This window comes from Providencia sp. (assembly GCF_052096715.1).
GTDB lineage: Bacteria > Pseudomonadota > Gammaproteobacteria > Enterobacterales > Enterobacteriaceae > Providencia.
In genome coordinates, this window is sequence record NZ_JBQDNB010000005.1 from 142,205 (window position 1) to 165,637 (window position 23,433).

Below are 23,433 nucleotides of genomic sequence, written 5' to 3' on the forward strand. Positions count from 1 at the left end.
GGGAAGGTATCCCGATGAGCATACAAAAGTATGTGATTCGGGGAGCTGAGCGTAGCCAACACCCATGCAACTTGAAGATGACGAGTAGATACTCTAAATCATTCGAGTTGCATGTAGGCAACAAGGGAAGGTATCCCGATGAGCATACAAAAGTATGTGATTCGGGGAGCTGAGCGTAGTCAACACCCATGCAACTTGAAGGATGACGAGTAGATGAATAAAATCATATTAAGTGGCCTATTACTGTGCATGACGAGCAGCGCTTGGGCTCGCCCAAGCCAAACCATCCCAAAGCTGGATGAAAATGTCAGTCAGTTTTATGATATTCAGCAAACTGATATGAATTATGGTGAACGAGTCTTACGGATATACAGCGCCGTACCTTATAACGTTACGGCTAAGCGGCCTGTACTGTATATGCTTGATGGTAACGGGTTATATCCGTTAGTCGTCAACAAAGCTATCAGCAAGTTTCCATCTGACTCATTGCCGATAATTATCGGTATTGGCTACCCTGTGGATGAAGCCTTTCCCAGTAAAATCCGCACTTATGATTATACCCCAAAAGTTGCAGGTGAAGCCTTTCAAGAAGGTGGCGGTTCTGATGGATTATATCAATTCTTACAAGAAACTATCAGACCATGGGCTGAACAACAATTTCCCCTTGATAAGCAAAAACAGACCTTATTTGGTCACTCATTTGGCGGATTATTTACCTTAATGGCTTATCAAAATCATCCTAACGATTATCAATCTTATGTCTCTGCCAGCCCGTCACTGTGGTGGGGCGAAGGGAAAATGGTAGATATCGCCAAACTCACTGATAAACAAGCGGCTTCCCCCATTAATATTACCCTAGGGGGGCTTGAAGAAAAGCCTGATTTATCACGGTTAACGGATGAGCAAAAGAAAAATTACCAAGTGAGAAAAAGCTGGATTACTGCACGCCAAATCTGTGACGAAATCCAAAGTCATGGCCGCATCTGTAATTTCACATTATTTGAAGGTAAGAATCACGGTAGCGTAATCCCTGATGCTATCAATAAAGCCCTCGAGATTGCCACTCAGTAACTTTTCTAGTGAATGGGTTTTAGCAAATCGCTGTATAGATTAGCTAAAATCCCCTTTCCAACAAATTCTCTTCGTATCCACTGAGTTACCAGCCCTGTTGCCGAATGTTGTGTCGCTAATAACAGATGAGAATCCTGTCTTGGATTTTGAATTTTTTTGATCACTAATAAACCATTTTTTACATGTTCTTTAATCAAATAATCAGGCAGAAAACCGATTCCCTCACCGAGCATCTGACATTGACATTTAGTATTAAAATCAGGCACCTGAATAGCTTCTTGACCATGTAACAACCACCCAATACGTTTATTGATGGTATGCGCCGTATCTTCCACCATAATGTTGGGATATAACCGTAATTGGCTTTCTGCAATAGGTTCAGGCATTAGTGCTAACGGGTGAGTGGATGCGATAGCAAATTCCCAATGAATAGCACCTATCTCAGTATAATCAATACCGCCACCATCCATTAACGTACCCGGAGCGCCTATTGCGATATCGGAAAGATTATTAATAATCGCATCCCATACCCCGTTATACACTTCTGTCGTCACTGTAATTTGGCATGTTGGAAATTGTTTTTTGAGTATTTGCAGCAACTTAGCCGTATGGTATGGCGTATATAACAGTTGGTTAATACAAATACGCACACGAGCTTCAATACCTTGCTCAATAGAATAAATTCCTTTTTTAATCAAATGGAAGTTATTTAATAAGTCCGTTGCTTTGCGATAAAAATAATAACCCGCTTCTGTCAGCTCGATATTGCGTGTATCACGAATAAATAGCGCTACATCCAAATAGGTTTCTATGCGTTTTATGGTATAGCTGACCGCCGATGTGGTAATACCCAATTCTTCTGCGGCCTTACTAAAACTGGCAAACTTAGCTGCCGTAGTGTAAGTCAGTAAATTTTCTTCAGTAAAAATCGAATTCATTACTTTATTCCCTAATTATACACATACCCTAAATAATTTGAGTTTACCCCTGCGGCTTAAAGCCTGATCTATACATTAAAACCTAATCTACACATACCCTAAATAATTCGAGTTACAGGTAGGCGACAAGCAAAGCTATCCCGATGAGCATACAAAAAGTATGTGATTCGGGTAGCTGAGTGCAGTCAACGCCCCTGTAGCTCGAAGCATGACGGATATCCCCTGTAGCTTGAAGTATGACGGATATATTTGAATTAAATTCAACAGCATATAAAACAGTCTATATTTTAATCTATTTTCATAGGTTAACAGAAATATTCATCTAGACAGAATATTTATTTGTTTTCCTTTGATTTTGTAAAATTGATGTAATATGAGAAAGGACTATTTATATTCGAAATACCTAATATTATTGAATTAAATACTAAAACTAAGATTTAACATTTTAATCTTTTTTGATCAAAAAAATCACAACATTAACATTTTAAAAACCTTAAATTTGAACTGCGTCACAGATCTGATTAAATCATTTATTGTGCCCTTAATTAATAAAAATAAACCAACAATTTTGGTCTAAAAACCCCCTAAAACCATCCAAAAAGGTCTGTAAACAATGCTTTCACGCACAAAAATAGCCAATTATTGAATTTAACTCAACAATGAAGGGCCTTATTGATGAATTAAATTTAAATGGATTCTTTTTATAGGTCGCAGTTGCTATGCTTTAGCCATATTAAATAGTGTTCAATTTCTATTTATCAATTTTAGTTATCAGGAGAGCGTTATGACTTCCAGCACACTGGTTCAAGAATTTCTAACCGCAGCGGAACAAGGCCAATTAGATATATTAAAAAAATGCCTTGATAACGGTATTGATATTAATGTGACAAATCGTCAAGGCCGCACCGCAATCATAAATGCCAGCCTAAACAAACATTATGAATGTGTTTCACTGCTAATTAACGCAGGTGCTGATATTGATAAACAAGATCAAACTTGTTTTAACCCTTTCCTACTTAGCTGCTTAAATAACGATTTAACGCTATTACGTTTGGTTTTACCTGCAAATCCTAATTTGGATTTATTAACTCGCTTTGGTGGCGTAGGTATTACACCTGCAAGTGAAAAAGGCCACGTAGAAATCGTTCGTGAGTTACTCGAAAAAACAGAAATGAATGTTAACCACACTAACTTTGTTGGTTGGACACCGTTACTGGAAGCTATCGTACTCAATGACGGTGGCGACAAACAACAACAAATCGTTAAGTTGCTATTAGAGCATGGTGCTAACCCTCACATGACTGATAAATATGGTAAAAAACCATTAGAGTTGGCAAAAGAAAAAGGCTATACCGAAATTGCAGCACTTCTCGTTGCGGCTGGTGCATAAGCACTGAGCGATACTCGAGACATACGCTGATAAGGAGACTTGTGAATAACGCCACATCTCATCGGCAAATATTATACGGGCTAACGGCTGATATTCATTTTTTAAATCTTCTCAATCAGCCGCAGCTTTCAGGCAAAGTAGAACAAGTCTTTAATAAAGCCATTAATGTTTCTATTGATAATCATCTTTTTACTTTGCTAAGTACTCAATTAGATAATGCACCAAATAGTTGTCGATTATTAAATAACGATTTTTCTCTTTTAAACATTAAGAATGACGACAATTTTTATTTGTTAAATAATGAAATATGCATTGGTGAACATTATTCATTGTCTTTTTCATTATGTAAATTATGGCAACAACCGGTTATTAATTTTATTTATGAGAAAATAAACCAGAGAAATTATCAGTCATTTTTATTAAAGCAAATAAATAGATTAGATTTAATTTTAAGTGAAGCTCGAAGCTCTCTATTTAATTATCAAGGCGATAATTTATTTTATGTAGCATCCACAGAAAAATTAAATCAATTACGTAGCAATTTAATTAGTTTACTCAAGGCAAAACAACGCCATGGTTTGGCTAATGTCATTAGCCAGTTTGTTGGGTTAGGTATCGGGCTTACGCCGTCTGGAGATGATTATCTCGTTGGGTTAATGGCATTTTTGCTCTTAGAAAAACATCCTGCTCGTGCATTTTATCCTGAATTTCATCAGAGCATCATGCAAAGCAATGAAAGAACAACACCCATTAGCGCCATTACCCTAGAAAAAGCCCTAAACCATGAATATCGCGAAAATATGCATCAATTAATTCAATCATTAGTTGATGCGAACGAAACAAATATTTATTCACAGTTTTTAGACATTTTAAATATCGGGTCCAGTTCAGGCAGCGACATGCTATTTGGCATTCGAGATGCTTTGTATCTCACTCATTATTTCGGAGAAAGCTATGTCAACTAAAGTTGTCATAAAAAAGAATACCTATTTTGATTCTGTATCACTGATGTCCATTTCCACTAAAGCAAATCAACTTCCTAATGTTGAGCAAGCATTTGTGGCAATGGCAACAGAGATGAATAAAGGCGTCTTAAGAAATTTAGGCTTATTAACCACTGAGTTAGAAGAAGCCAAAAATGGCGATTTAATGATTGTCATTAAAGGTTCAAGCGATGAAGCCAACGAAGAGATCTTAATTGGCATTGAAGATTTATTTAATAAAAAGAATCAAGGCGGCGGTTCTCACGAAGCTAAATACGCCACCCTCAATTCAGCCAAAACACATATCCCTGATAGTAATTTAGCGATTATTTCAGTTAATGGTCAATTTGCCGCCCGTGAAGCGCGTATTGCTTTAGAAAATGACCTCAATGTGATGTTATTTTCTGACAACGTATCCATTGAAGACGAATTAGCGTTAAAAACAATGGCAAGCAGTAAAGGACTCTTAATGATGGGGCCTGACTGTGGCACGGCTATCATCAACGGTACTGCACTGTGCTTTGGTAACAGTGTGCGCCGCGGCAACATTGGTATTATCGGTGCCTCTGGTACCGGCAGCCAAGAACTCAGCGTACGCATTCATGAATTCGGTGCAGGTGTTTCGCAACTCATTGGTACCGGTGGGCGCGACCTAAGCGAAAAAATTGGCGGCATTATGATGATCGATGCCCTCAAGATGTTAGATGCCGATGAAGAAACTCAAGTTATTGCCTTAATTTCTAAGCCACCAGCACCCGCCGTAGCGAAGAAAGTATTAGAGCAGGCAGAAAAATGTCATAAACCTGTAGTGGTGTGCTTCCTAGGCAGCCAACCGTTGCCAGAAGACAAACCAGGTCTTACATTTGCAAAAAGCACCAAAGAAGCTGCGCTGAAAACAGTGTTACTCGCGGGTCTCAAAAAAGAAGATTTAAACTTACATTCACTCAACTGGCCATTAATTGAAGAAGTCCGCACCAAATTAACCGCTGAACAAAAATATATCCGCGGTCTATTTTGTGGTGGCACCCTGTGCGATGAAGCAATGTTTGCTGCCCTCGAAAAATATGATGACGTCTACAGCAATATTCAACCAAACCTTGAGTATCGCCTAAAAGATGTCAATAAAAGTATCGCTCACACCTTCCTAGATTTTGGGGATGATGATTTTACCAACGGTAAACCACACCCAATGATCGACCCAACCAACCGTATTGGTCGTTTATTACAAGAAGCTCGTGATCCTGAAGTTGGTGTCATTATGATGGACTTTGTCTTGGGCTTTGGTTCTCACGAAGATCCTGTCGGCGTTATGATTGATGCAATCAAAGAAGCGAAAAATATTGCTAAACAAGATGGCCGTGAACTGATTATTTTAGGTTATGTACTGGGTACTGACCAAGATACACCAGCAATGGATGCACAAGTCAAAATGCTGACAGATGCCGACGTGATTTGGGCAAGCAGCAGCACCAATACCGGTTTATTAGGACGCGAGTTTGTCTGGAAAGGAGAGAAAGCATAATGACTTCATTATTTAAGCAACCATTAAATGTGATTAACGTTGGCATCGAAATGTTCAGCGACGACCTGAAAAAGCAGCATATTCCAGTCACTCACTTAAGCTGGACGCCACCAGGTCAAGGTAATATCGAGGTTATTCGCGCATTAGATAAAATCGAAAGCAATGCATCACTACAAGAGAAAATTGCTGTCGCTAACGCCCAAGCGCTTGAGCGTATTATTCAGTCCCAGCCTGTCCTTATCGGTTATGACCAAGCAATTAACGTCGTTCCGGGAATGACTAAAAATACTATTTTACACGCCGGCCCTCCGGTTGCTTGGAAAGATATGTGTGGCGCGATGAAAGGCGCAGTAACGGGTGCATTAGTTTTTGAAGGCTTAGCCAAAGATCTCGTTGATGCCGAACGTGTTGCCGCATCGGATGAGATTATTTTCTCACCTTGCCACGAACATGATTGCGTGGGCTCCATGGCTGGTGTGACATCGGCATCGATGTTCATGCATATTGTCGAAAACAAAACTTACGGTAACCGTGCGTTTACCAACCTTAGTGAGCAGATGGCAAAAATTCTGCGCATGGGTGCTAACGATCAAAGCGTTATCGACCGTTTAAATTGGATGCGTGATGTATTAGGTCCAATGCTACGTGATGCAATGACATTCGTTGGTGAAATTGACCTGCGTTTGATGTTGGCTCAAGCCCTGCATATGGGCGATGAGTGCCATAACCGTAACAATGCGGGCACCACCCTATTAATCCAAGCACTGACAACCGGCATTATCCAAACTAATTTCTCGGTCGCCCAGCAAAAAGAAGTGTTTGATTTCGTGGCTAGCAGTGATTATTTCTCAGGCCCAACTTGGATGGCAATGTGTAAAGCCTCTATGGATGCAGCTCACGGTATCGAATACAGCACAGTCGTCACCACTATGGCACGTAATGGTTATGAGTTTGGTCTACGTATCAGTGGCTTACCAGGACATTGGTTTATTGGCCCATCTCAACAAGTTATCGGCCCAATGTTTGCCGGTTATAAGCCAGAAGATTCAGGCTTAGATATCGGTGATTCTGCAATCACCGAAACCTATGGTATTGGTGGATTTGCGATGGCAACCGCACCTGCCATTGTGGCACTTGTCGGTGGAACCGTTGATGAGGCTGTTGATTTTTCTCGCCAAATGCGTGAAATCACTTTAGGTGAAAACCCGAACGTTACTATTCCATTGCTTGGCTTTATGGGCATTCCAACTGCAATTGATATCACCAAAGTGGCTGCCAGCGGCATCCTTCCGGTCATCAATACGGCAATTGCTCATAAAGATGCCGGTATTGGCATGATTGGTGCGGGTATTGTTCATCCTCCGTTTGAGTGTTTTGAACAAGCAATGCTAGCTTACGCCCAGAAATACGCTTAGTTTCCAGTAATAAAAAATAACGCCCGACTAAAGTCGGGTAATAAAAATAAAACGACAAATACCCTGAGTATTTAGCTACACAGATAAACTGCAACTTTGAGTATCATGATATGCACCTCTATAGGTGTATACCCTAAATAATTTGAGTTGCAGCAAGGCGGCAAACGAAGATATCCAAGGAGCATACACCAGTATGTGACTTGGGTAGCTAAGAGCAGCCAACACAGCTGTGGCTCAAAGTATGACGGGTATACAGGGGAATACTTAAAATGAGTATATTCAAAATCAAGTGGAAACGCGGGGACTTAGCAGCCTACTTCGGGCTAATGACCAACAACCTCACCAACCTACTCACCATGATGGGCTTGCTCGTTTTTGTCGTAGGCATCCCAACTGAAATTGTTTATGGACGTATTGCACCAGCGTTCGGTTTTACCGTTTTACTTGCCAGTATCAGTTATGCTTACTTCGGTCAGCAAATGATCAAGCAAACAGGTCGTAACGATGTCACCGCTTTACCATCAGGGCCAAGCGCGCCATCAATTTTTACCGTGACTTTCTTAGTCATCATGCCGGTATATCAAACAACACAAAATGCAGAGTTTGCCATTCAAATCGCTCTCGTTTGGTGTTTTGTTGAGGCGATGATTTTAGTCGGTGGTTCATTCCTCGGTGAAGCTATCCGTAAGATGATCCCACGTACCGTACTGTTATCTTGTCTGTCTGGACTTGGATTACTGTTACTGGCGATGAACCCAATGCTGCAAGCGTTTGAAGCGCCTACAGTTTCATTCATCGTTTTACTGTTAATCTTCATTAACTGGTTCGGTAAAAAACCTATTTTCGCTCGCATTCCAACGGGTTTATTACTGTTAATTGCGGGTACTGCACTTGCGTGGATCTCCGGTTTACAGAGCCCTGAAGCGATTAAAACCTCAATGGCGTCTTTTGGTTTCAACCCACCAGGCATCCACATTGATAGCTTCTTCCAAGGTTTGCCACATGCTTTACCTTATTTAGCGTCTGCGGTGCCATTAGGACTTGCGAACTACATTTTTGACCTTGAAAATATCGAAAGTGCGCATGCGGCTGGTGATGAATACAATACCCGTAAAGTTATGTTAGCAAACGGTTTATCATCAACAGTGGGTTGTTTTATGGGTAACCCATTCCCAGTAACCGTTTACGTAGGTCACGCTGGCTGGAAAGCCATGGGTGCAAGTGTTGGTTACACGCTAGCATCTGGTATCACGATGTTTATCGTACCGCTGTTTGGTTTAGGCGCATTCATGCTAGCCATCATTCCAATGACGGCAATTGTACCAATACTGGTCTTCATCGGTGTGGTTACCGCCAACCAAGTGGTGAGGGAAACACCGAAAATAGAAGTGCCGGTTATCTTTATCTGTCTGTTCCCGTGGATTGCTAACTGGGCACTGACGATGGTTAATAGTGTAATGGGTGCGGCAGGCACATCAGCAAACGCCATAGGTATTGAAACACTATTGCACAAAGGCGTTTACTACCAAGGTCTTGTTCACTTAGGTAATGGTGCACCATTGGCTAGTATGTTGTGGGGCTGTATTGCTATCTTTGCTATTCTCAATCAACCATTGCGTGGTGCGATTGCAGCAGCAGTCGGTGCGATACTGGTATTCTTCGGTATCATCCATTCACCAGCAGTTGGCATTGCGACAGGCCCAACCTTGATGTTTGTGTACGCTTACCTCATGATGGCAGCTTTGTTTGTTATCAAACATTTTATGGATAGCCGTCAGTCAGTCGAAGAACAACAAGCTGAAAAAGTCAGCAAATCCGCATAACGAACCCAACCTCTGAGCGTCGGTGAGTCAAAACCACCGGCTCTCAAAAACATTATCTCAGGATACATCACAATGAAAGAACTCGTGGTTGTTGCCATCGGGGGCAACAGTATTATTAAAGATAACAACAGCCAGTCTATCGAAGCTCAAGAAAAAGCCGTACAAGAAGTCGCACACCATATTAGCGATATGCTTGAAGGCAATTACAACATTGTTCTGACCCATGGAAATGGTCCTCAAGTCGGGCTTGATTTGCGTCGTGCAGAAATTGCACATACCGTTGAAGGGTTACCATTAACCCCATTAGCCAATTGCGTGGCAGATACCCAAGGCGGTATTGGTTATTTAGTCCAGCAAGCACTGACGAATGCACTAACACAGCGTCATAACCGCCAAGCGGTTACCGTTATCACACAAGTGGAAGTTGATAAAAACGATCCTAATTTTAGTGCGCCAACTAAACCGATTGGGGCATTTTTCACACAACAGCAAGCCGAAGAGTTAAAACTAGCCAATCCAGATTGGCATTTTATTGAAGATTCTGGCCGTGGTTATCGCCGTGTAGTGGCGTCTCCGGAACCCAAACATGTTGTTGAATCAAAAGCCATTCGGACTCTCACTGAAAACGATTTTGTTGTCGTTGCCGCTGGCGGTGGTGGTATTCCGGTTATCAGTAACGATAATGGCGGATACAAAAGCATTGATGCGGTGATTGATAAAGACCTCTCCACCACATTACTGGCAAAAGAGCTGCATGCCGATATCTTGATTATCACCACCGGTGTTGAAAAAGTGTGTATTCACTTTGGAAAACCGGAACAAAAAGCGCTCGGCGAAACCAGCACAACAGATATGCAACGCTATATGGAAGAAGGCCATTTCCCGGCGGGCAGCATGTTACCTAAAATTGAAGCCAGTCTGTCATTTATTGCCAATGGCGGTAAACGCGTCATCATCACCACACCTGAAAAACTCACCGAAGCATTACGTGGCGAAACCGGAACGCACATAATTCAAGGTTAGAAGATCCCCAACTTCACACTCGCTGAAACCTTCATCAGTGTGAAGTTTTATAATATTAATAAGGAGTTTCTATGAAAGCAGATTTCCCATCAGGCAGAAGAGAGTTCCTTTCAACAAGTGCGAAAGTCGCGGCCGCTTGTACCTTATTTGGTGCAATGTCAGGAATGGCTTCGGCACAAACTCATCAGCCCTTACAACGTAGTGGTATTTCAAGTATTACTGATAAACATTATTACCTTGATGACGCCTTACTTGAGACGGGCTTTAACTATCGTGATTCAACAGTTATTGGCACTAAGACTGCACTTCATACCCTTGAAATCAACGAGGGCAAAATAGCCGCCGTTTTAGCTAACAAACAGCATCCTAATAATGCACTAAATGCCTACAGTGCTCAGGGTAAGTTAATACTGCCCGCATTTCGTGACATGCATATCCACCTTGATAAGACCTTTTACGGCGGCCCTTGGCAAGCACCAGAGTCCCGCGAAGGCAAAACGATTATGGATATGATAGCCCTTGAGCAAAAAATGTTGCCGGATCTTCAACCCTATACAAAAGAACGCGCTAATGCGCTGATCAACTTGATCCAATCCAAAGGATCAACAATTGCCCGTAGCCATTGCAATATTGAACCAGTTTCAGGTTTAAAAAATTTAGAGGTTTTACAGCAAGTCTTAGCTGATCGTCAGCAAGACTTAACCTGCGAAATAGTTGCCTTTCCACAACATGGATTATTGCTATCAAAATCAGAGCCTTTAATGCGTGAAGCCATGCAAGCAGGCGCCCATTACGTCGGAGGTTTAGACCCCACAAATGTGGATGGCGCAATGGAAAAATCCCTCGATACGATGTTCCAAATTGCACTGGATTACAATAAAGGGGTTGATATTCATCTACATGAAACCAGTCCCGCTGGACTTGCTGCAATTGAATATATGATTAAAACTGTTGATGAAAATCGCAGTTTACGTGGCAAAGTCACCATCAGCCACGCATTTGCCTTAGCCATGCTCAATCCAGAACAAGCTGAGAAAATAGCAAAACAGCTTGCGGAACAACAAATCACCATTGCATCAACAGTGCCTATCGGTACGCTACATATGCCGTTAAAAACGCTCAATCAAAATGGGGTATTTGTGATGACCGGAACTGACAGTGTGGTGGATCATTGGTCACCGTTTGGATTAGGCGATATGTTAGAAAAAGCTAATTTATATGCTCAGCTTTATACTCGTCCCGATGAACTGTCATTATCGCGCTCTTTAGCTATTGCCACAGGAAATGTATTGCCGCTCGATGATAAAGGTCAGAAAGTTTGGCCGACTAAAGGTGATGATGCGAGCTTTGTGTTAGTCGATGCATCCTGTTCTGCTGAGGCAGTTGCACGCATTTCGCCAAGACAAGCAAGTTTCCATAAAGGGGTTCTTGCCTCCGGAACAGTACAAAAACAAACAAGTTAAACTTAGATGATTAAAAATGAGGTCAGAACTTAATTAAATCCTGACCTCATAATCAAACCTATTTCTTTGGCTCAAAAACCGTTGAAAGGTAATCGGCAATATCCTGTAAACGGTACCATTGCATCCATATATGATCACTGATCGATTTTTCCGTATACTGCTCAATAGCGGTAATTAATTCCAGCATCTCCAAGGAATCAATGTGTAAATCTCTTATCAACGCTGAGTCCATAGTAAAAGGCTTCGTGATCCCCGAATAAGTACGAATTTCCTTGATTTGGTTTTCAACCCATTGTTGCTGAACTATATTCTGTACAGTCATCTGATCAACCTTTCGCAAAATGGGTGGCATTATCGTTATATATTTCTTTTTCAACTTGGTTACGAGTTAGCGCGCCCATTTCTGTTAACGTTACGGGTTTACTTGATTTTTTATCCGCTAACTGCCAGCTTTTTTTCGCCTTACCTTCCGCTTCATCGACAACATTTACTGATTTAAAACGATTACCAAACACATTGGCATTATTTGGAATCCCCATTTTCTCGGTACCTGATGCAATAGGCCCATTAGCATAGCGGTCTTTTTCTGCTTGATTGCGTGTCAACGCACCTTGAGTAGTTAAAGTGACAGGCTGTGTTTCAGATGCTACCGGTTGCCAACTTTTTTTCGTCTTCCCTGTTGTTTCATCAACAACCTCTACTGATTTAAAACGGGTACCAAACGTATTGGTATTATTAGGAATTCCCATTTTTTCCGTACTTGATGCTATTGGTCCACCAACATAGCGCTCTTTTTCTGCTTGATTACGGGTTAACGCTCCACGCCCCGATAGCCACTCGGACGAATAACCACCTCTCGGGTTAAGCCTTGGGCGCGACCAATTAAGCTCAATACTGTTAGCCCTTCTTTAAAGCCGACAACCTGTGCTTTAGCAATAATTTCCGGTTGTGCAAGAGATTGCTCAATAAAGCAAATCTCACCAATGAAGACGCCCCTTAAAGGCGCTTCAATTAGGCATCCATGAATGCGCGCCGGATGCGCGCAAGAATCAAATAGCTTCATGATTAATTAAGATAGCTGAGTTCTAAGTTCGTTTGCACGCTCAAAGAATTCGTCAAAACTATCAGAAAAAAGTTGAATATTATTGATAGCAGATTCTTTTAACACAGCAGAAAGAACATAAATATTATCAACGATATTTAATGCAGGTTGTCCTGGTTGAAAATTACGTGGTGGATACTCTAATAATGTGGTTAATAATGATGAGCTGACAGATTCTAAGTGACTATAATTACAATCAGCTAAATGGCACCAAATAATAATATCATCAGTTGATAGATCAATATTAATTGGAGGGGTATCACTCATCTCTAATTGGATATTAGAATGGCAATCTAATTGAGAATTAACTAAATCACTACGACCCATCGTATTTAAAAATTCATTTAGTACTTCTATAAATCGATATTTCACAGGTATTTTCCTTATTTTATTTTAATGACAAATTGTTTGCTTATGACCATTAATAATTTAGTCATATTATTGATTACGTGAATTTATTTGTTACAGTGTTTTAACTATATAAACTTAATGATATTAAATTGTTTTAATCACATTCACTTTCACCATGTCAGAGACCTCATTAAAAGAGAGTACCTCTAGCTCAGGGAAACGACCTTCGAGAATTTTTTTCACAAAGCGACGAATATCAACGGGTGCTAATATATTAATATCACGAACAGATAAGTAACTATTTTCTAAAGCGAGTTCAGCAGCTTGTATCAGTTCATTTGTTTTTTCAGGTTCTAAATGCAAATACACACCGCCCGATGATTGTCTAATCCCTTGACGTATAGAGTCTTCCAGCTCAGCATTAATCATTAACACATTCAAACGACCATCTACTGAGAAGCGAGAAGAAATATAACGCGCCATTGAACTGCGGATATGCTCTACCAACATTAAGCTGTCTTTTTCTTTTGGCACCCACTGCACCAGTGTTTCAATAATCAGTTTCATATTACGGACTGAAATTTTTTCCATTAATAAACGTTGGAATACTTCAGTGACTTTTTGCACCGTGGCATGGCGATAACATTCTTTTAGTAATTCAGGATATTTTCTCTCAAGATCATCAAGTAAGTTTTTAGTTTCTTGAATACCAAAGAACTCATTAATATGTCGCAGTAATAAAGTACTCACACAGTCAATAACTTCCGTAACATCATCACGTGCCATTAAGCCAAGTTGTTCAATATTATAAAGATGTTTATTTTCAAACCATGTACTCACTGAACCATATTCATCGGTAAATTTAATCAACTCCACGCCAAGATATTCTAACTCATCGTTCATCGTTAATAAACGATGACCATGGAAATAGACATCATATTCTCCCGCTTTTACTTCATTAATTAATACCACTATTTTATTTTCAGGAACAATAGGTGAATAGTTAATTGCGATATCTGGAATTCGATATCCATAACGAATAAAAATATCTTTTTTCATTCGTGATAAAAACTTATTCTCTTCTAGATGTTGCTTATAATTTTGATTGACAGAAATAATAATAGGTAAAGTTTCTGGAATATATTCTTCATCTGCCTCACTATTTTCTCGTTGCGTTTCCCCTTCGGTCACATCAGGATTCACACTTTCATTGACTAGTTTCTTTTCATTTTGGTTAGCTTTATGTTTTTTGAAATACCGCACAACAAATAGAGCGATCAGCAGTCCCCCTAAAAATAGAAATATCGTCGTAGGAAAGCCTGGTAAAAAACCCATAGAAAGTACAATCAGTGCCGTAATTAATATTGTGAAGTCGTTAGCGAATAACTCAGAAACAATATTTTCACCCAAATTCTTATCATTACCGCCGACTCGAGTCACAATAAAACCAGCACTAATTGAAATAAGCAGTGCAGGAATTTGCGCAACTAATCCATCACCAATGGTCAATAACGAAAAAGTATTTAACGCCGTTGAAACATCCATGCCCTGCTGAGCGGTACCAACAGAAATACCACCAATTAAGTTAACAAAAATAATGATAATACCGGCGATGGCATCCCCTTTAATGAACTTCATTGCCCCATCAAAAGAACCAAATAACTGGCTCTCTTTTTCAAGGTCCCCACGTTTTTCTTTAACTGTTGCTTCATCGATTACACCAGCACGTAAATCTGCATCGATACTCATTTGCTTACCGGGCATCGCATCTAGAGAAAAACGCGCCGCCACTTCTGCAATACGTTCAGAACCCTTTGTAATAACGATAAATTGCACAATGGTCACAATGGCAAATACCACCATACCAACGACTAAATTATCTTGAATAACAAATTCACCAAAGGTGGCGATGATATCCCCAGCATCGGCTTCTAATAAAATAAGGCGACTAGTACTAATTGATAACGCAAGTCGAAATAATGTACTGATTAACAAAATAGAGGGAAATGATTGAAAATTCAGTACGCGAGTTATATAAAAAGAACTCATAAAAATAAGCACTGAAATCATAATATTCAGGCCGATTAATAAATCGACAAGAATTGTGGGTAATGGAATAATAAGCATCGCAATAACCATAATCATGATAACAAGTACCATTAATTCTGGGCGATTACGGATCTGTAATAAAAATCCGGTTATATTTTTCATGGAATTATTTATCCTATCAAACTATGACTGGCGGTGTAGAATTTGCTCCTGCACCATAATTTGGTCCATGAGTATTTTTAATTGTTCGAGAAGTTCATCCCTCGCGTCGAGTGACTGAAAGACAGTGATTGGGATCACCGAAAAAGCAATTAACAACAACTGTAAAAAACGGGCTCGCATATCGCTACTCATAACATGCAATTCTTCGTTAATAAAAGTAATCAATTCTTCTTCAAAACTAACTTGCCGACGAATGCCTCGGGTAAATAACTGGCTCAACTCTTTTTCAAGCTGTAATTTATTTGCTTTTTCATTGCGACGAAAAAAACCAGATTGAAAAAATTGCTGACAAAAAACATGATCTAAAGACTGTAATTCACGCAGTCGACCAACCCGATTAAAAAAGCTACCAAACTCACAAATATTAAGGTCACCTAATGGTAAAGCTTGTAGATCACAAGCAAGAGCTCGCCCTAAATAGCGCATCATATTTTCTCGCTCTTGGGCTTCCATCTCTTCAACCCATTGTTCATATAAATACACTACGGGTCCGTCATAACTGATAAATTCACGATATAACGTACGTAAATTATCTGCACTAAATTGCAGCTTTTTAGCAAATGCTCTCGCAATTAGTGCGACATTAATTCCCGCTTGCGCACTTCGTTTGGTATCTTCGGATTGCAACAGTTTCTCTAGTGCCTCGAGATTTTCAATCTGTTCTTTTTTTAATTTTTTACGATTGACTAACGCAGCAAGTACCATCAATAAGTCGCTGGGGTCCGTAAAATATTGCAATAAAAAAGCACGTAACTGTTTAGGGTTCATCAACTGTTTACTGAGTAAACCTTCTATATGCAGCACTTTTTCATCCGCATCTTTATCTAAGATACGATCAGCAAACTGCATCCACTCTTCTTCACTACCTTTCTTGGCACTTCCTCGACGAACATGGCTAGCAGCCAACATCGACATAGATGCATATTCACTGGAACTATCGATAACACCCGCGCCACGAGATACTTCATCGGCATCATCGCTACTGCCACTTGATGGTGTACGACTTTTGTTTTGAGTGTTAACCGAAAATCGGTTATTGATGCTAAGTGGTGTTATTGCCATGACTCACTCATATATTGTTGAAGAAATTGAACCGTACCGTGTAATTGGCTATCACGGTTTGTAATACGTGTTTTTTCAGAGAATTGTCGACCATCCCATCCTTCATTTTCTTCTAACAGTCTTGGCTGGATTAAAAACAAACGCACCATTTTCTGTTGGTTAGTCGACGAATGACTAAACAATCCACCAACAAAAGGGAGATCGCCAAGGAATGGAATTTTACTTTCATTTTCAACATATTGTTCTCGAGTATATCCACCGATCAACAAGCTACTGTCCTTGGCGATACGAGCGACCGTATTAATACTGGTACGATTTACGGCGGGTAAACCCTCAACACTCGATGTTTTCCCAGCGCTATCGCGATTTTCTGCTCCATCCTCAATATTGACTTCCATTTCCACATGATTACCTGCTGAAATACGTGGCATCACACTCACCATCGTGCCGTAAGTCACTTGTTCGAGAGTCGCAATACGCTCACCTTGTAGCTTGGCGTAGAAACTGGTGTTGTTATCAAATAAAGCAGGAATATTTTCTTGTGTTAATAAAACCGGACGAGAAACAATATGGCCATTACCGCTTTTATTTAAGGCGTCAATCTGCAAAAGAAATTGTTGGCTATTCGATAATGTGCTGCGATTAAACGACACTGAGCCAGTACCTGTTTTAAAAGTACCCACTTCCCAATTCACGCCCAAATTATCCAATTCAGAACGCGTAATATCGATGATCCACAATGAGAGTTCGACTTGGCGACGACGCATATCTAATGTATTAACTAATTGACGAACATAACGAATTTTCTCTTGGCTACCTTTAACAATCAAACTATTACTATCAGGGTGAGCCACAAGCGAAAAAGCACTATTCGATGGCGCACGGGTCATCACCATGCGTTTATTAGTAGACGGTGCTAACTCACCAATCGGTGCATCCATCAATTCATCTATCGAGTCACCCGTTGAGTTAAGCGGTGCTGGAGGTGGCTGAATATGCAGCGTTTCTTCCATCCCAACGCCATTTTTAAATAAAGTATTAATGACCGTTAGCATGCCGGGGATCGTAATATTTTGTCCCCGTAGTGAATAACTTCTATCAGTTACAGATGCATGCTTGAGTGGAATAACTGCCACTTCACCGCTGGATAACTCTTCTTTTTTAATTTGCTCAGCAAGATACAAAGATGCCGCTTTGATTAATTCAATATAAAGAGGCGGCCCAGAAACAAATAATAGACTTTCACCGCCTTGTGAACGTACAGGAAAGCGCGAATCATAAATGCCATTTCGTTGAATATAATTAAGCACCTGATTACTGCTAACATTATTTGTTGGAATAATAGCACTGCGCATTTCACTATTATCGTAAACATAAATGCCTGCGCCATCGTCATACCAAACCAATGCAATGCGACGAGTTAATGCTTTAAACATTTCATCCGCATTGGCTAAATTAAAATTACCCGTCACCTTTTTTTGGGCGGCTAATTTACTCAATATAATGGGCTTATTAAGACGCTCTGCAACCGCATCAAAAACTTTACCTACTGCAATATTATTTGCCACAAATGTATCGTGATTCTTTGATTGCGTAACAGGCTCCGCCACAATAATTTCTGCATGCGCTGAATAAATATTCATACTCAGTAAAAAGAGTGTTAAACATAACACCCGATTTTTTTTACTGTTCATATAATGTTACTCCAATGTGCCTGATTTCCGATGGAGTCAGACCCAACTCTTTTTTAATGTCATTAGTAAAATGCGAAGCTGAGCAATAACCGGCTTCTAACCCCACATCTAATATTGAATCTTCACTTTCAATTAACTGCAAAATTGCATTAGCCATGCGAACACTCATAATTTTTCTTTTCGCAGTTTTATTAAAGCTTTCTCTATAAAGCTGTCTAAAATAAGATGCGGAGATTCCATAACGAGCGCATAGCTGATTAATATTGGCATTCCTATCATCCTGCGCAGAAGAAAGAATAAACCGCATCATGCCATATGCCTCATAGCGTCTTAATACTTCACACCAGCTATCAAATATAGAGTGATGTCTAATAATTAAATCAATCACAATATTTTTAATTGATGCTTTTAAAGGTAAATCTTCATTCAATGAAATAAACTCATAGTTACAATTTTCGGTTACTTCAATAACTTCTTTTTTAGCCAAGAAAGCTTGCCCTGTTGCAGTGTCTATAATTGCTAGAATTTCGACTAATTCTGATAAATTCATTGAAAATAAATCCCAATGGGTTTTATCTATCAAGTCCCACTCATTCTCTTGGCAAATGAATATAGACTGATTTTCTATCGAAATATTTAAATTTGAATATATAGATTTATAAAAAAAAGGCGGTGCATTCTTATTTGGTATAGCCAAGACCAATTTGTCCTGCAAAGAAAAGCGACAGCCTCTACTTTCTAATAATATAGCAACATCTTTGTTTGACATTATCTGTAGGCCTTATCAATTAAGTTTAGTCGCTACAGAGTGAGTGATAGGATAAAAAATAACAAAGGAATACTCTGGAATCGTTCATACTTTTCCGTCCAAATTATAAGTGTAAATGAATAAGATCAATTCAACTGACAAAAAAACTATTTTTTGCTTTACTTGCGGCCAATAGCTAATCCGATTAATCCATTACTAAAGTGAATTTAATTCCACGAGATAATTTTTTATGAACGACACAAATAACCGGGCTTGTATAATAAAAATTGCTAGCGGCCCCATGAATGGTCAAGAGTTAATGATTAATACAGATATGAATCTTATTATCATTAATAAAGACATTGATTATAGAACCGACATTAATGATGACGGTTTCACGACTTACTATATTCCTAGTGATGGCAGCGCTTGTGAGTTTTCCATTATTACTGATGAAAATAATCCAAACGAAGGTATATCCATTCGACTCAATGATAATGGCCTCAGCACCGACATTCCGGTTATTCTGCAACAATTACTTTTAGCTGACATTTTTCCTATCGCAATCAAAATGCAGGATTCCACTTGGGATAGCCCTCAAAATATCACCACCACTGAAAATTCGTTACTTGATTTCAAGCCAGAAGAAAAACAATCTAAAGTACAAAAAACAAGCTTTATTAATAAACAAACTATGCTAGTATTTTTCTTCACGCTACTCTCTCTCTTTGTTCTTTTTGTTACATTTCAATATATTCCTACTCAAACAGCTGAGAATACGCAAAAGAAAACAAAGATGTTAGAACAGATTCTTCAAGGTAATCACTACCCGATTATTGTCACCCAAGGTATGAAAAATGAAAGTCTGATCTTAGTGAAAACACAACGAGATTCAGATTGGAGCATGCAACAACTCGTTAAAGCAAAGTACAATGAAAAATTCTCTATTAAAATAATGTCTAAATTTGAAAGTGAAATTGAAGAAAAACTCATTGACACAATTCCAGATATATTAAAAATCGAACTTAATAATCCTTGCCAACCAATAATAAGGAGCATCTCAAATAACCATTTAATTAATGATGAAAAGAATATAGACAAAATATTATCATCTTATTTTAACTGTAAAACAAAAATAAATTTAAAAACTATTACTTTTGATGAATTACTAAAAAAAGCCGAGTTAGGATTAACAGAAAGTAATGTTCAATGGCGTAAAATCACTAAAGGTAATAAAGTTATTTTTATCGTAAAAGATAGTTTAAATGACAAACAAACTATTTCTTTAATAAACTTCACGAATTCATTTTATAAAAAATGGGGGGAGCATCATATTCAATTTTCGGTATCCCTTGTTAAAAATGAACTCGTGGGAAAATCTTTTGTCACCAATGCTAATGGTTATATTTTATTAGGTAATAACCATTGGTTTTTTAACTCAACCAGTTTTTAATTAATTTAATTTCCAAAATAAAGAGAGACTTACAAATGGCAGATCCAATTCCAGGTTTAGATGGCAGTAATCGATGGGCAAAATCCGATCTTGAAGTAGAAGGGAGCGGTACAAATAATTTAGGTATGATATATCGCACCTCTGCGAGCATTAGCTCCAAAGCTAAGTTATTTGGTGATGAGCTAAATACAATACTCTCCAGTACCAATTTAGAAGTCGATAATCCGCTAGTCTTAGCGAAAATCACAGCAATGAGCGGCAATTATAATATGGCACGTCAATTACAAAGTAACTTTATGAAATCTATTAAAGAAACTGACCAAGCTATTATTCGTAACGTTTAATATTTAATAGAGCATCATTTAACATGATGCTCTGCATTATTTAGGAAATCATCTATGTTAACTATCACACCAAATTTATCAATAATAAGCCCGACAGAAATGACATCTGTTATACCATCAGGGATACCAATTGAAGACAAAGTTAAAAAGCTTTTTGCCGAATATTCAGTTTCTGTTAGCCAAGAAAAAGCAGCATTAATGGATAATGTGAATAGTATTGACCCAAGTAATCCAACTCAATTACTTCAATTTCAAAATCGAGTCGGTAATTACAGTCTTACCATGAATATGATTAGTACACTGACACATAAAAGTGTTTCAGCTATTGATACGGTCTTAAAAGCGCAATAAACCATGAATATTTTAAAGAAATTTATCTTAATTAGCTTTATTGGCTTATTGCTAGGATGTGATAACCAATTACTCCTAAGCCATCTAAGTCAAAGACAGAGCAATGAAGTACTCGCCATACTGCAAGAGCATGGTGTCGAGGCCACTCGCAAACAAGATAATAAAAATGGGGATTCAATTCGGGTTTTACCTGGTGACTTTGTGATTGCGGTAGATTTACTACGTCAATATAACTTGCCATCAAAAGAACCCGTGGAAATTATTCAAGCGTTCCCCGGCGATTCACTTGTGGCATCACCACAAGCAGAACGCACCCGTTTACTTTCTTTAATTGAACAGCGCCTCGAACAATCCTTACTCACGATCCCTGATGTGATTAATGCACGTGTTCATGTCAGTTATCCATTAAATGGCAATAATCCGGCAAAACAAACGCAAAATGTGTCCAGTTTGGTGACTTATTCTGGGAGTGAAGACCCAAAAATGATGATGAATAAAATCAAACTGTTTTTAACCAGTAGCTTTGCCGAAACTAGCTACGATAATGTCTCCGTCGTAATAGTCAATCGACCACCACTACAATACCAAATAAAATCCGCACCCGAATATTCATTTAACCCAATCATAATCGGTTCTATTATTGCCGCAATTTTGACACTTTGCGGAACATTACTATTACTTTTTCGCCAACAAGGTAAAAAGAAATCTGTTGTAAATAATGTGGAGAAACAGGCTGATGGCAACGCTGAATAACCTTCTCATTACGCAAGGGAATATTTTTCTGGCCCCTGGTTGTTATTTTCATAGTGACTTTAATGGGGTGGCCTATCATGACCTACCGCCTGTTTTACAAAGAAAACACAATCAGCAATTAATCCAGCAGTATTCTTTGCCTATGCCCAATGAAAAGACGCCGTTATTACCAAAGGTGTTATCCCAACATTGGGCACTTTTTCCTGAAGTTGCTTTAGGTTTAGGGGTGTTATTACACGCAGACCCCCTACCGTGGTGGGTGGAGCTTTCTCAATATCGAGCACTTCACACTCGTTTGAGTCGCCCACTTTGGCAATCAGAAAACCAACCATCAACGCCTCCACAAGTTTTAACTGCCCTTGGGGCACAGCAGCTGTTGTTATGTTTGGCCCCCTTTGGGGCGGCCTATACTCTGCGCGCAAAACATATGTTTAGCCATGAAACTCAGCAGCTTATACCGCCATCAGTGAAAACGATGCTACCTTGGAATACTATTGAAGAAACATGCCATTATGTCAGAGAAAACACCCCCGGATATCAAGCAAACCGTTGCTGAAAAAGTCTTAATCAAACATCAAGTATTAAGTACTGATAAGTATCGCAAAGCCGTCACTCAACAAGCTCAAAAAAAAGCCAATGAGTATTATCAGCAAGCAAAACAGGAACAAGAAGCGCTCTACCAAACCGCCTATCAACATGGCTATAACGAGGGTATTAAACAACTATTAGCCGATTTTATTAATGTATTAGCAACCAGTGAAAAGCAGTATCAAGAGAAAGCTCACGAAAGTGAAAGTCAGCTTACCAAGCTACTAACAGATTTTTTTGCTGATAATCGCCTACAGGAAATTGTGGCGCTCTATTTTGAAAAACAACAACATAAAGCAGCCGATATAGCATTACATCTTCCTGCAAACCTACAATCACGTTTTGCTGAAAATTGTGCTGACCTAAAATTATTAACTAGTACTGAAAATACCATCGCGTTAGAGGTCGATAATAAAATTACTTATTTCTCCCCCTCGGTTGCAACAAAAAATATCTTACCCCATGTATTTTCGGTACCGACACAGTGTCAGATTTTACAAGAACGCAAAAATGCCTATCAAAATTTGATAGAGCTCATGAATTTAACCGAAGAAAGAAATGACGATGCAAACCAACCTACAAATTAAAATGGCAACCACAGTACAGAATAATGCTCAGGTACAGCCTGAAAATATTCAACATAAAATAACCTCACTTTGGCAGGAAAAAAGCATGAAAACCGCAAGCAATAATCAGTACCAGAGTGACAAAATAAATCTATCCCCTAATGAAAAAAATAAGATTAATCAATTCATTAGTGAACTAAAGTCCAGAGAAGATAAGAAGGAATTTTTTGCCCATATATTTAAAACCATGATCCATTTAGGCAAAGATGAAAAACAAAATTTTGTAGCTGGTGTAGCACAAACATTCCAATCTTCAGATGATCCTGAGATGCAATCATTAAACACAAAATTCACTAAAGCATTATCCCGTTATATGTCGATCAGTTTGATGTCTATTCCTTTGACGAATCAACTTAACCATAATATAAGTAATGTAACTCTAGAAGGGGACAACGATGACGATGATATTGGCCCAATCTAATTTAGTGGATGATTTTTTTATTTAATAGACCTCCGACCAGT

General features: G+C 39.1%; 23 protein-coding genes and 1 pseudogene. 15 read left to right on the forward strand and 9 right to left on the reverse strand.

The window, feature by feature from the left end:
• Positions 1 to 213: 213 nt before the first annotated feature.
• The gene (locus tag ACTH6U_RS06300) at positions 214 to 1,071 is read left to right on the forward strand and encodes an alpha/beta hydrolase (RefSeq protein WP_441831832.1); all 858 of its coding nucleotides are present in this window, start codon (positions 214 to 216) and stop codon (positions 1,069 to 1,071) included.
• A gap of 5 nt (positions 1,072 to 1,076) precedes the next feature.
• Here ACTH6U_RS06300 and ACTH6U_RS06305 read toward each other — a convergent pair whose 3' ends face one another.
• The gene (locus tag ACTH6U_RS06305; protein WP_294107065.1) at positions 1,077 to 2,009 is read right to left on the reverse strand and encodes a LysR substrate-binding domain-containing protein; all 933 of its coding nucleotides are present in this window, start codon (positions 2,007 to 2,009) and stop codon (positions 1,077 to 1,079) included.
• Between the two features lie 784 nt (positions 2,010 to 2,793).
• Here ACTH6U_RS06305 and ACTH6U_RS06310 point away from each other — a divergent pair.
• From ACTH6U_RS06310 to ACTH6U_RS06340, 7 genes are all read left to right on the forward strand, one after another.
• Entirely contained in the window at positions 2,794 to 3,399 is a 606-nt protein-coding gene (locus ACTH6U_RS06310; RefSeq protein WP_294107064.1) for an ankyrin repeat domain-containing protein, read from the forward strand.
• A 41-nt stretch (positions 3,400 to 3,440) separates the two neighbouring features.
• The gene (locus ACTH6U_RS06315; RefSeq protein ID WP_441831833.1) at positions 3,441 to 4,364 is read left to right on the forward strand and encodes a DUF2877 domain-containing protein; all 924 of its coding nucleotides are present in this window, start codon (positions 3,441 to 3,443) and stop codon (positions 4,362 to 4,364) included.
• Positions 4,354 to 5,904, forward strand: coding sequence for an acyl-CoA synthetase FdrA (fdrA, locus tag ACTH6U_RS06320; RefSeq protein WP_434720341.1), 1,551 nt, complete (start codon positions 4,354 to 4,356; stop codon positions 5,902 to 5,904). Before ACTH6U_RS06315 ends, fdrA begins: the two co-directional genes overlap by 11 nt.
• Entirely contained in the window at positions 5,904 to 7,319 is a 1,416-nt protein-coding gene (locus tag ACTH6U_RS06325) for a DUF1116 domain-containing protein (RefSeq protein WP_294107061.1), read from the forward strand. The genes fdrA and ACTH6U_RS06325 overlap by 1 nt, the downstream gene beginning before the upstream one ends.
• A 269-nt stretch (positions 7,320 to 7,588) precedes the next feature.
• Positions 7,589 to 9,142, forward strand: a complete 1,554-nt coding sequence (locus ACTH6U_RS06330) for a xanthine permease (protein WP_294107060.1) — start codon at positions 7,589 to 7,591, stop codon at positions 9,140 to 9,142.
• A gap of 72 nt (positions 9,143 to 9,214) precedes the next feature.
• Complete coding sequence (locus tag ACTH6U_RS06335) at positions 9,215 to 10,165, forward strand: carbamate kinase family protein (protein WP_441831834.1); 951 nt, start codon at positions 9,215 to 9,217, stop codon at positions 10,163 to 10,165.
• A 71-nt stretch (positions 10,166 to 10,236) separates the two neighbouring features.
• The gene (locus tag ACTH6U_RS06340) at positions 10,237 to 11,628 is read left to right on the forward strand and encodes an amidohydrolase family protein (protein ID WP_441831835.1); all 1,392 of its coding nucleotides are present in this window, start codon (positions 10,237 to 10,239) and stop codon (positions 11,626 to 11,628) included.
• A 58-nt stretch (positions 11,629 to 11,686) separates the two neighbouring features.
• Here ACTH6U_RS06340 and ACTH6U_RS06345 read toward each other — a convergent pair whose 3' ends face one another.
• From ACTH6U_RS06345 to ACTH6U_RS06380, 8 genes and pseudogenes are all read right to left on the reverse strand, one after another.
• On the reverse strand, positions 11,687 to 11,950 hold the full coding sequence (locus ACTH6U_RS06345) for an acyl carrier protein (RefSeq protein WP_434720346.1): 264 nt from the start codon (positions 11,948 to 11,950) through the stop codon (positions 11,687 to 11,689).
• A gap of 4 nt (positions 11,951 to 11,954) precedes the next feature.
• Entirely contained in the window at positions 11,955 to 12,377 is a 423-nt protein-coding gene (locus tag ACTH6U_RS06350; protein WP_441831836.1) for a hypothetical protein, read from the reverse strand.
• 80 nt (positions 12,378 to 12,457) lie between these two features.
• Positions 12,458 to 12,691 (reverse strand): annotated as a pseudogene (locus tag ACTH6U_RS06355) (EscN/YscN/HrcN family type III secretion system ATPase); the annotation flags it as partial.
• A gap of 6 nt (positions 12,692 to 12,697) precedes the next feature.
• On the reverse strand, positions 12,698 to 13,102 hold the full coding sequence (locus tag ACTH6U_RS06360; RefSeq protein ID WP_294107047.1) for a type III secretion system protein: 405 nt from the start codon (positions 13,100 to 13,102) through the stop codon (positions 12,698 to 12,700).
• A 123-nt stretch (positions 13,103 to 13,225) separates the two neighbouring features.
• Positions 13,226 to 15,292 carry an EscV/YscV/HrcV family type III secretion system export apparatus protein gene (locus ACTH6U_RS06365; RefSeq protein ID WP_441829261.1) on the reverse strand — a complete coding sequence of 689 codons (2,067 nt, stop codon included), beginning with the start codon at positions 15,290 to 15,292 and terminating at the stop codon, positions 13,226 to 13,228.
• A gap of 21 nt (positions 15,293 to 15,313) precedes the next feature.
• Positions 15,314 to 16,414: a type III secretion system gatekeeper subunit SctW gene (gene sctW / locus ACTH6U_RS06370; RefSeq protein ID WP_294107045.1), complete on the reverse strand. Its 1,101-nt coding sequence runs from the start codon at positions 16,412 to 16,414 to the stop codon at positions 15,314 to 15,316.
• On the reverse strand, positions 16,405 to 18,108 hold the full coding sequence (sctC, locus tag ACTH6U_RS06375; RefSeq protein WP_441831837.1) for a type III secretion system outer membrane ring subunit SctC: 1,704 nt from the start codon (positions 18,106 to 18,108) through the stop codon (positions 16,405 to 16,407). Before sctC ends, sctW begins: the two co-directional genes overlap by 10 nt.
• Positions 18,098 to 18,877 (reverse strand): helix-turn-helix domain-containing protein, encoded by a 780-nt coding sequence (locus tag ACTH6U_RS06380; protein ID WP_441831838.1) that lies wholly within the window; start codon positions 18,875 to 18,877, stop codon positions 18,098 to 18,100. Before ACTH6U_RS06380 ends, sctC begins: the two co-directional genes overlap by 11 nt.
• 229 nt (positions 18,878 to 19,106) lie before the next feature.
• On the opposite strand from ACTH6U_RS06380, the gene ACTH6U_RS06385 reads away from it, so the two are divergent.
• Genes ACTH6U_RS06385 through ACTH6U_RS06415 form a run of 7 tightly spaced genes read left to right on the forward strand, consistent with a single transcriptional unit; the run spans position 19,107 to position 23,392 of the window.
• Positions 19,107 to 20,309 (forward strand): PrgH/EprH family type III secretion apparatus protein, encoded by a 1,203-nt coding sequence (locus tag ACTH6U_RS06385; RefSeq protein WP_441831839.1) that lies wholly within the window; start codon positions 19,107 to 19,109, stop codon positions 20,307 to 20,309.
• Between the two features lie 35 nt (positions 20,310 to 20,344).
• The gene (locus tag ACTH6U_RS06390; protein WP_294107041.1) at positions 20,345 to 20,653 is read left to right on the forward strand and encodes an EscF/YscF/HrpA family type III secretion system needle major subunit; all 309 of its coding nucleotides are present in this window, start codon (positions 20,345 to 20,347) and stop codon (positions 20,651 to 20,653) included.
• Positions 20,654 to 20,707: 54 nt separating this feature from the next.
• The gene (gene sctI, locus ACTH6U_RS06395) at positions 20,708 to 21,004 is read left to right on the forward strand and encodes a type III secretion system inner rod subunit SctI (protein WP_294107040.1); all 297 of its coding nucleotides are present in this window, start codon (positions 20,708 to 20,710) and stop codon (positions 21,002 to 21,004) included.
• 3 nt (positions 21,005 to 21,007) lie between these two features.
• Positions 21,008 to 21,757: a type III secretion system inner membrane ring lipoprotein SctJ gene (gene sctJ / locus ACTH6U_RS06400; RefSeq protein ID WP_294107039.1), complete on the forward strand. Its 750-nt coding sequence runs from the start codon at positions 21,008 to 21,010 to the stop codon at positions 21,755 to 21,757.
• On the forward strand, positions 21,741 to 22,313 hold the full coding sequence (locus ACTH6U_RS06405) for a hypothetical protein (RefSeq protein ID WP_336430638.1): 573 nt from the start codon (positions 21,741 to 21,743) through the stop codon (positions 22,311 to 22,313). Before sctJ ends, ACTH6U_RS06405 begins: the two co-directional genes overlap by 17 nt.
• Positions 22,270 to 22,932, forward strand: coding sequence for a hypothetical protein (locus tag ACTH6U_RS06410; protein WP_294107037.1), 663 nt, complete (start codon positions 22,270 to 22,272; stop codon positions 22,930 to 22,932). The genes ACTH6U_RS06405 and ACTH6U_RS06410 overlap by 44 nt, the downstream gene beginning before the upstream one ends.
• Positions 22,910 to 23,392 carry a hypothetical protein gene (locus tag ACTH6U_RS06415; protein ID WP_294107036.1) on the forward strand — a complete coding sequence of 161 codons (483 nt, stop codon included), beginning with the start codon at positions 22,910 to 22,912 and terminating at the stop codon, positions 23,390 to 23,392. The genes ACTH6U_RS06410 and ACTH6U_RS06415 overlap by 23 nt, the downstream gene beginning before the upstream one ends.
• Positions 23,393 to 23,433 lie beyond the last annotated feature (41 nt).

What these genes read in the sequence shown, in the direction of transcription:
- ACTH6U_RS06405 (WP_336430638.1), top strand. Translation starts at nt 21,741, where the DNA reads ATGGCAACGCTGAATAACCTTCTCATTACGCAAGGGAATATTTTTCTG.
- ACTH6U_RS06415 (WP_294107036.1), top strand. Translation starts at nt 22,910, where the DNA reads ATGCAAACCAACCTACAAATTAAAATGGCAACCACAGTACAGAATAAT.
- fdrA (WP_434720341.1), top strand. Translation starts at nt 4,354, where the DNA reads ATGTCAACTAAAGTTGTCATAAAAAAGAATACCTATTTTGATTCTGTA.
- ACTH6U_RS06305 (WP_294107065.1), bottom strand. Translation starts at nt 2,009, where the DNA reads ATGAATTCGATTTTTACTGAAGAAAATTTACTGACTTACACTACGGCA.
- ACTH6U_RS06380 (WP_441831838.1), bottom strand. Translation starts at nt 18,877, where the DNA reads ATGTCAAACAAAGATGTTGCTATATTATTAGAAAGTAGAGGCTGTCGC.
- ACTH6U_RS06335 (WP_441831834.1), top strand. Translation starts at nt 9,215, where the DNA reads ATGAAAGAACTCGTGGTTGTTGCCATCGGGGGCAACAGTATTATTAAA.
- ACTH6U_RS06350 (WP_441831836.1), bottom strand. Translation starts at nt 12,377, where the DNA reads ATGGGAATTCCTAATAATACCAATACGTTTGGTACCCGTTTTAAATCA.
- ACTH6U_RS06300 (WP_441831832.1), top strand. Translation starts at nt 214, where the DNA reads ATGAATAAAATCATATTAAGTGGCCTATTACTGTGCATGACGAGCAGC.
- ACTH6U_RS06410 (WP_294107037.1), top strand. Translation starts at nt 22,270, where the DNA reads ATGTCAGAGAAAACACCCCCGGATATCAAGCAAACCGTTGCTGAAAAA.
- sctW (WP_294107045.1), bottom strand. Translation starts at nt 16,414, where the DNA reads ATGGCAATAACACCACTTAGCATCAATAACCGATTTTCGGTTAACACT.
- ACTH6U_RS06385 (WP_441831839.1), top strand. Translation starts at nt 19,107, where the DNA reads ATGAACGACACAAATAACCGGGCTTGTATAATAAAAATTGCTAGCGGC.
- sctC (WP_441831837.1), bottom strand. Translation starts at nt 18,108, where the DNA reads ATGAACAGTAAAAAAAATCGGGTGTTATGTTTAACACTCTTTTTACTG.
- ACTH6U_RS06345 (WP_434720346.1), bottom strand. Translation starts at nt 11,950, where the DNA reads ATGACTGTACAGAATATAGTTCAGCAACAATGGGTTGAAAACCAAATC.
- ACTH6U_RS06330 (WP_294107060.1), top strand. Translation starts at nt 7,589, where the DNA reads ATGAGTATATTCAAAATCAAGTGGAAACGCGGGGACTTAGCAGCCTAC.
- sctJ (WP_294107039.1), top strand. Translation starts at nt 21,008, where the DNA reads ATGAATATTTTAAAGAAATTTATCTTAATTAGCTTTATTGGCTTATTG.
- ACTH6U_RS06325 (WP_294107061.1), top strand. Translation starts at nt 5,904, where the DNA reads ATGACTTCATTATTTAAGCAACCATTAAATGTGATTAACGTTGGCATC.
- ACTH6U_RS06365 (WP_441829261.1), bottom strand. Translation starts at nt 15,292, where the DNA reads ATGAAAAATATAACCGGATTTTTATTACAGATCCGTAATCGCCCAGAA.
- sctI (WP_294107040.1), top strand. Translation starts at nt 20,708, where the DNA reads ATGTTAACTATCACACCAAATTTATCAATAATAAGCCCGACAGAAATG.
- ACTH6U_RS06310 (WP_294107064.1), top strand. Translation starts at nt 2,794, where the DNA reads ATGACTTCCAGCACACTGGTTCAAGAATTTCTAACCGCAGCGGAACAA.
- ACTH6U_RS06390 (WP_294107041.1), top strand. Translation starts at nt 20,345, where the DNA reads ATGGCAGATCCAATTCCAGGTTTAGATGGCAGTAATCGATGGGCAAAA.
- ACTH6U_RS06340 (WP_441831835.1), top strand. Translation starts at nt 10,237, where the DNA reads ATGAAAGCAGATTTCCCATCAGGCAGAAGAGAGTTCCTTTCAACAAGT.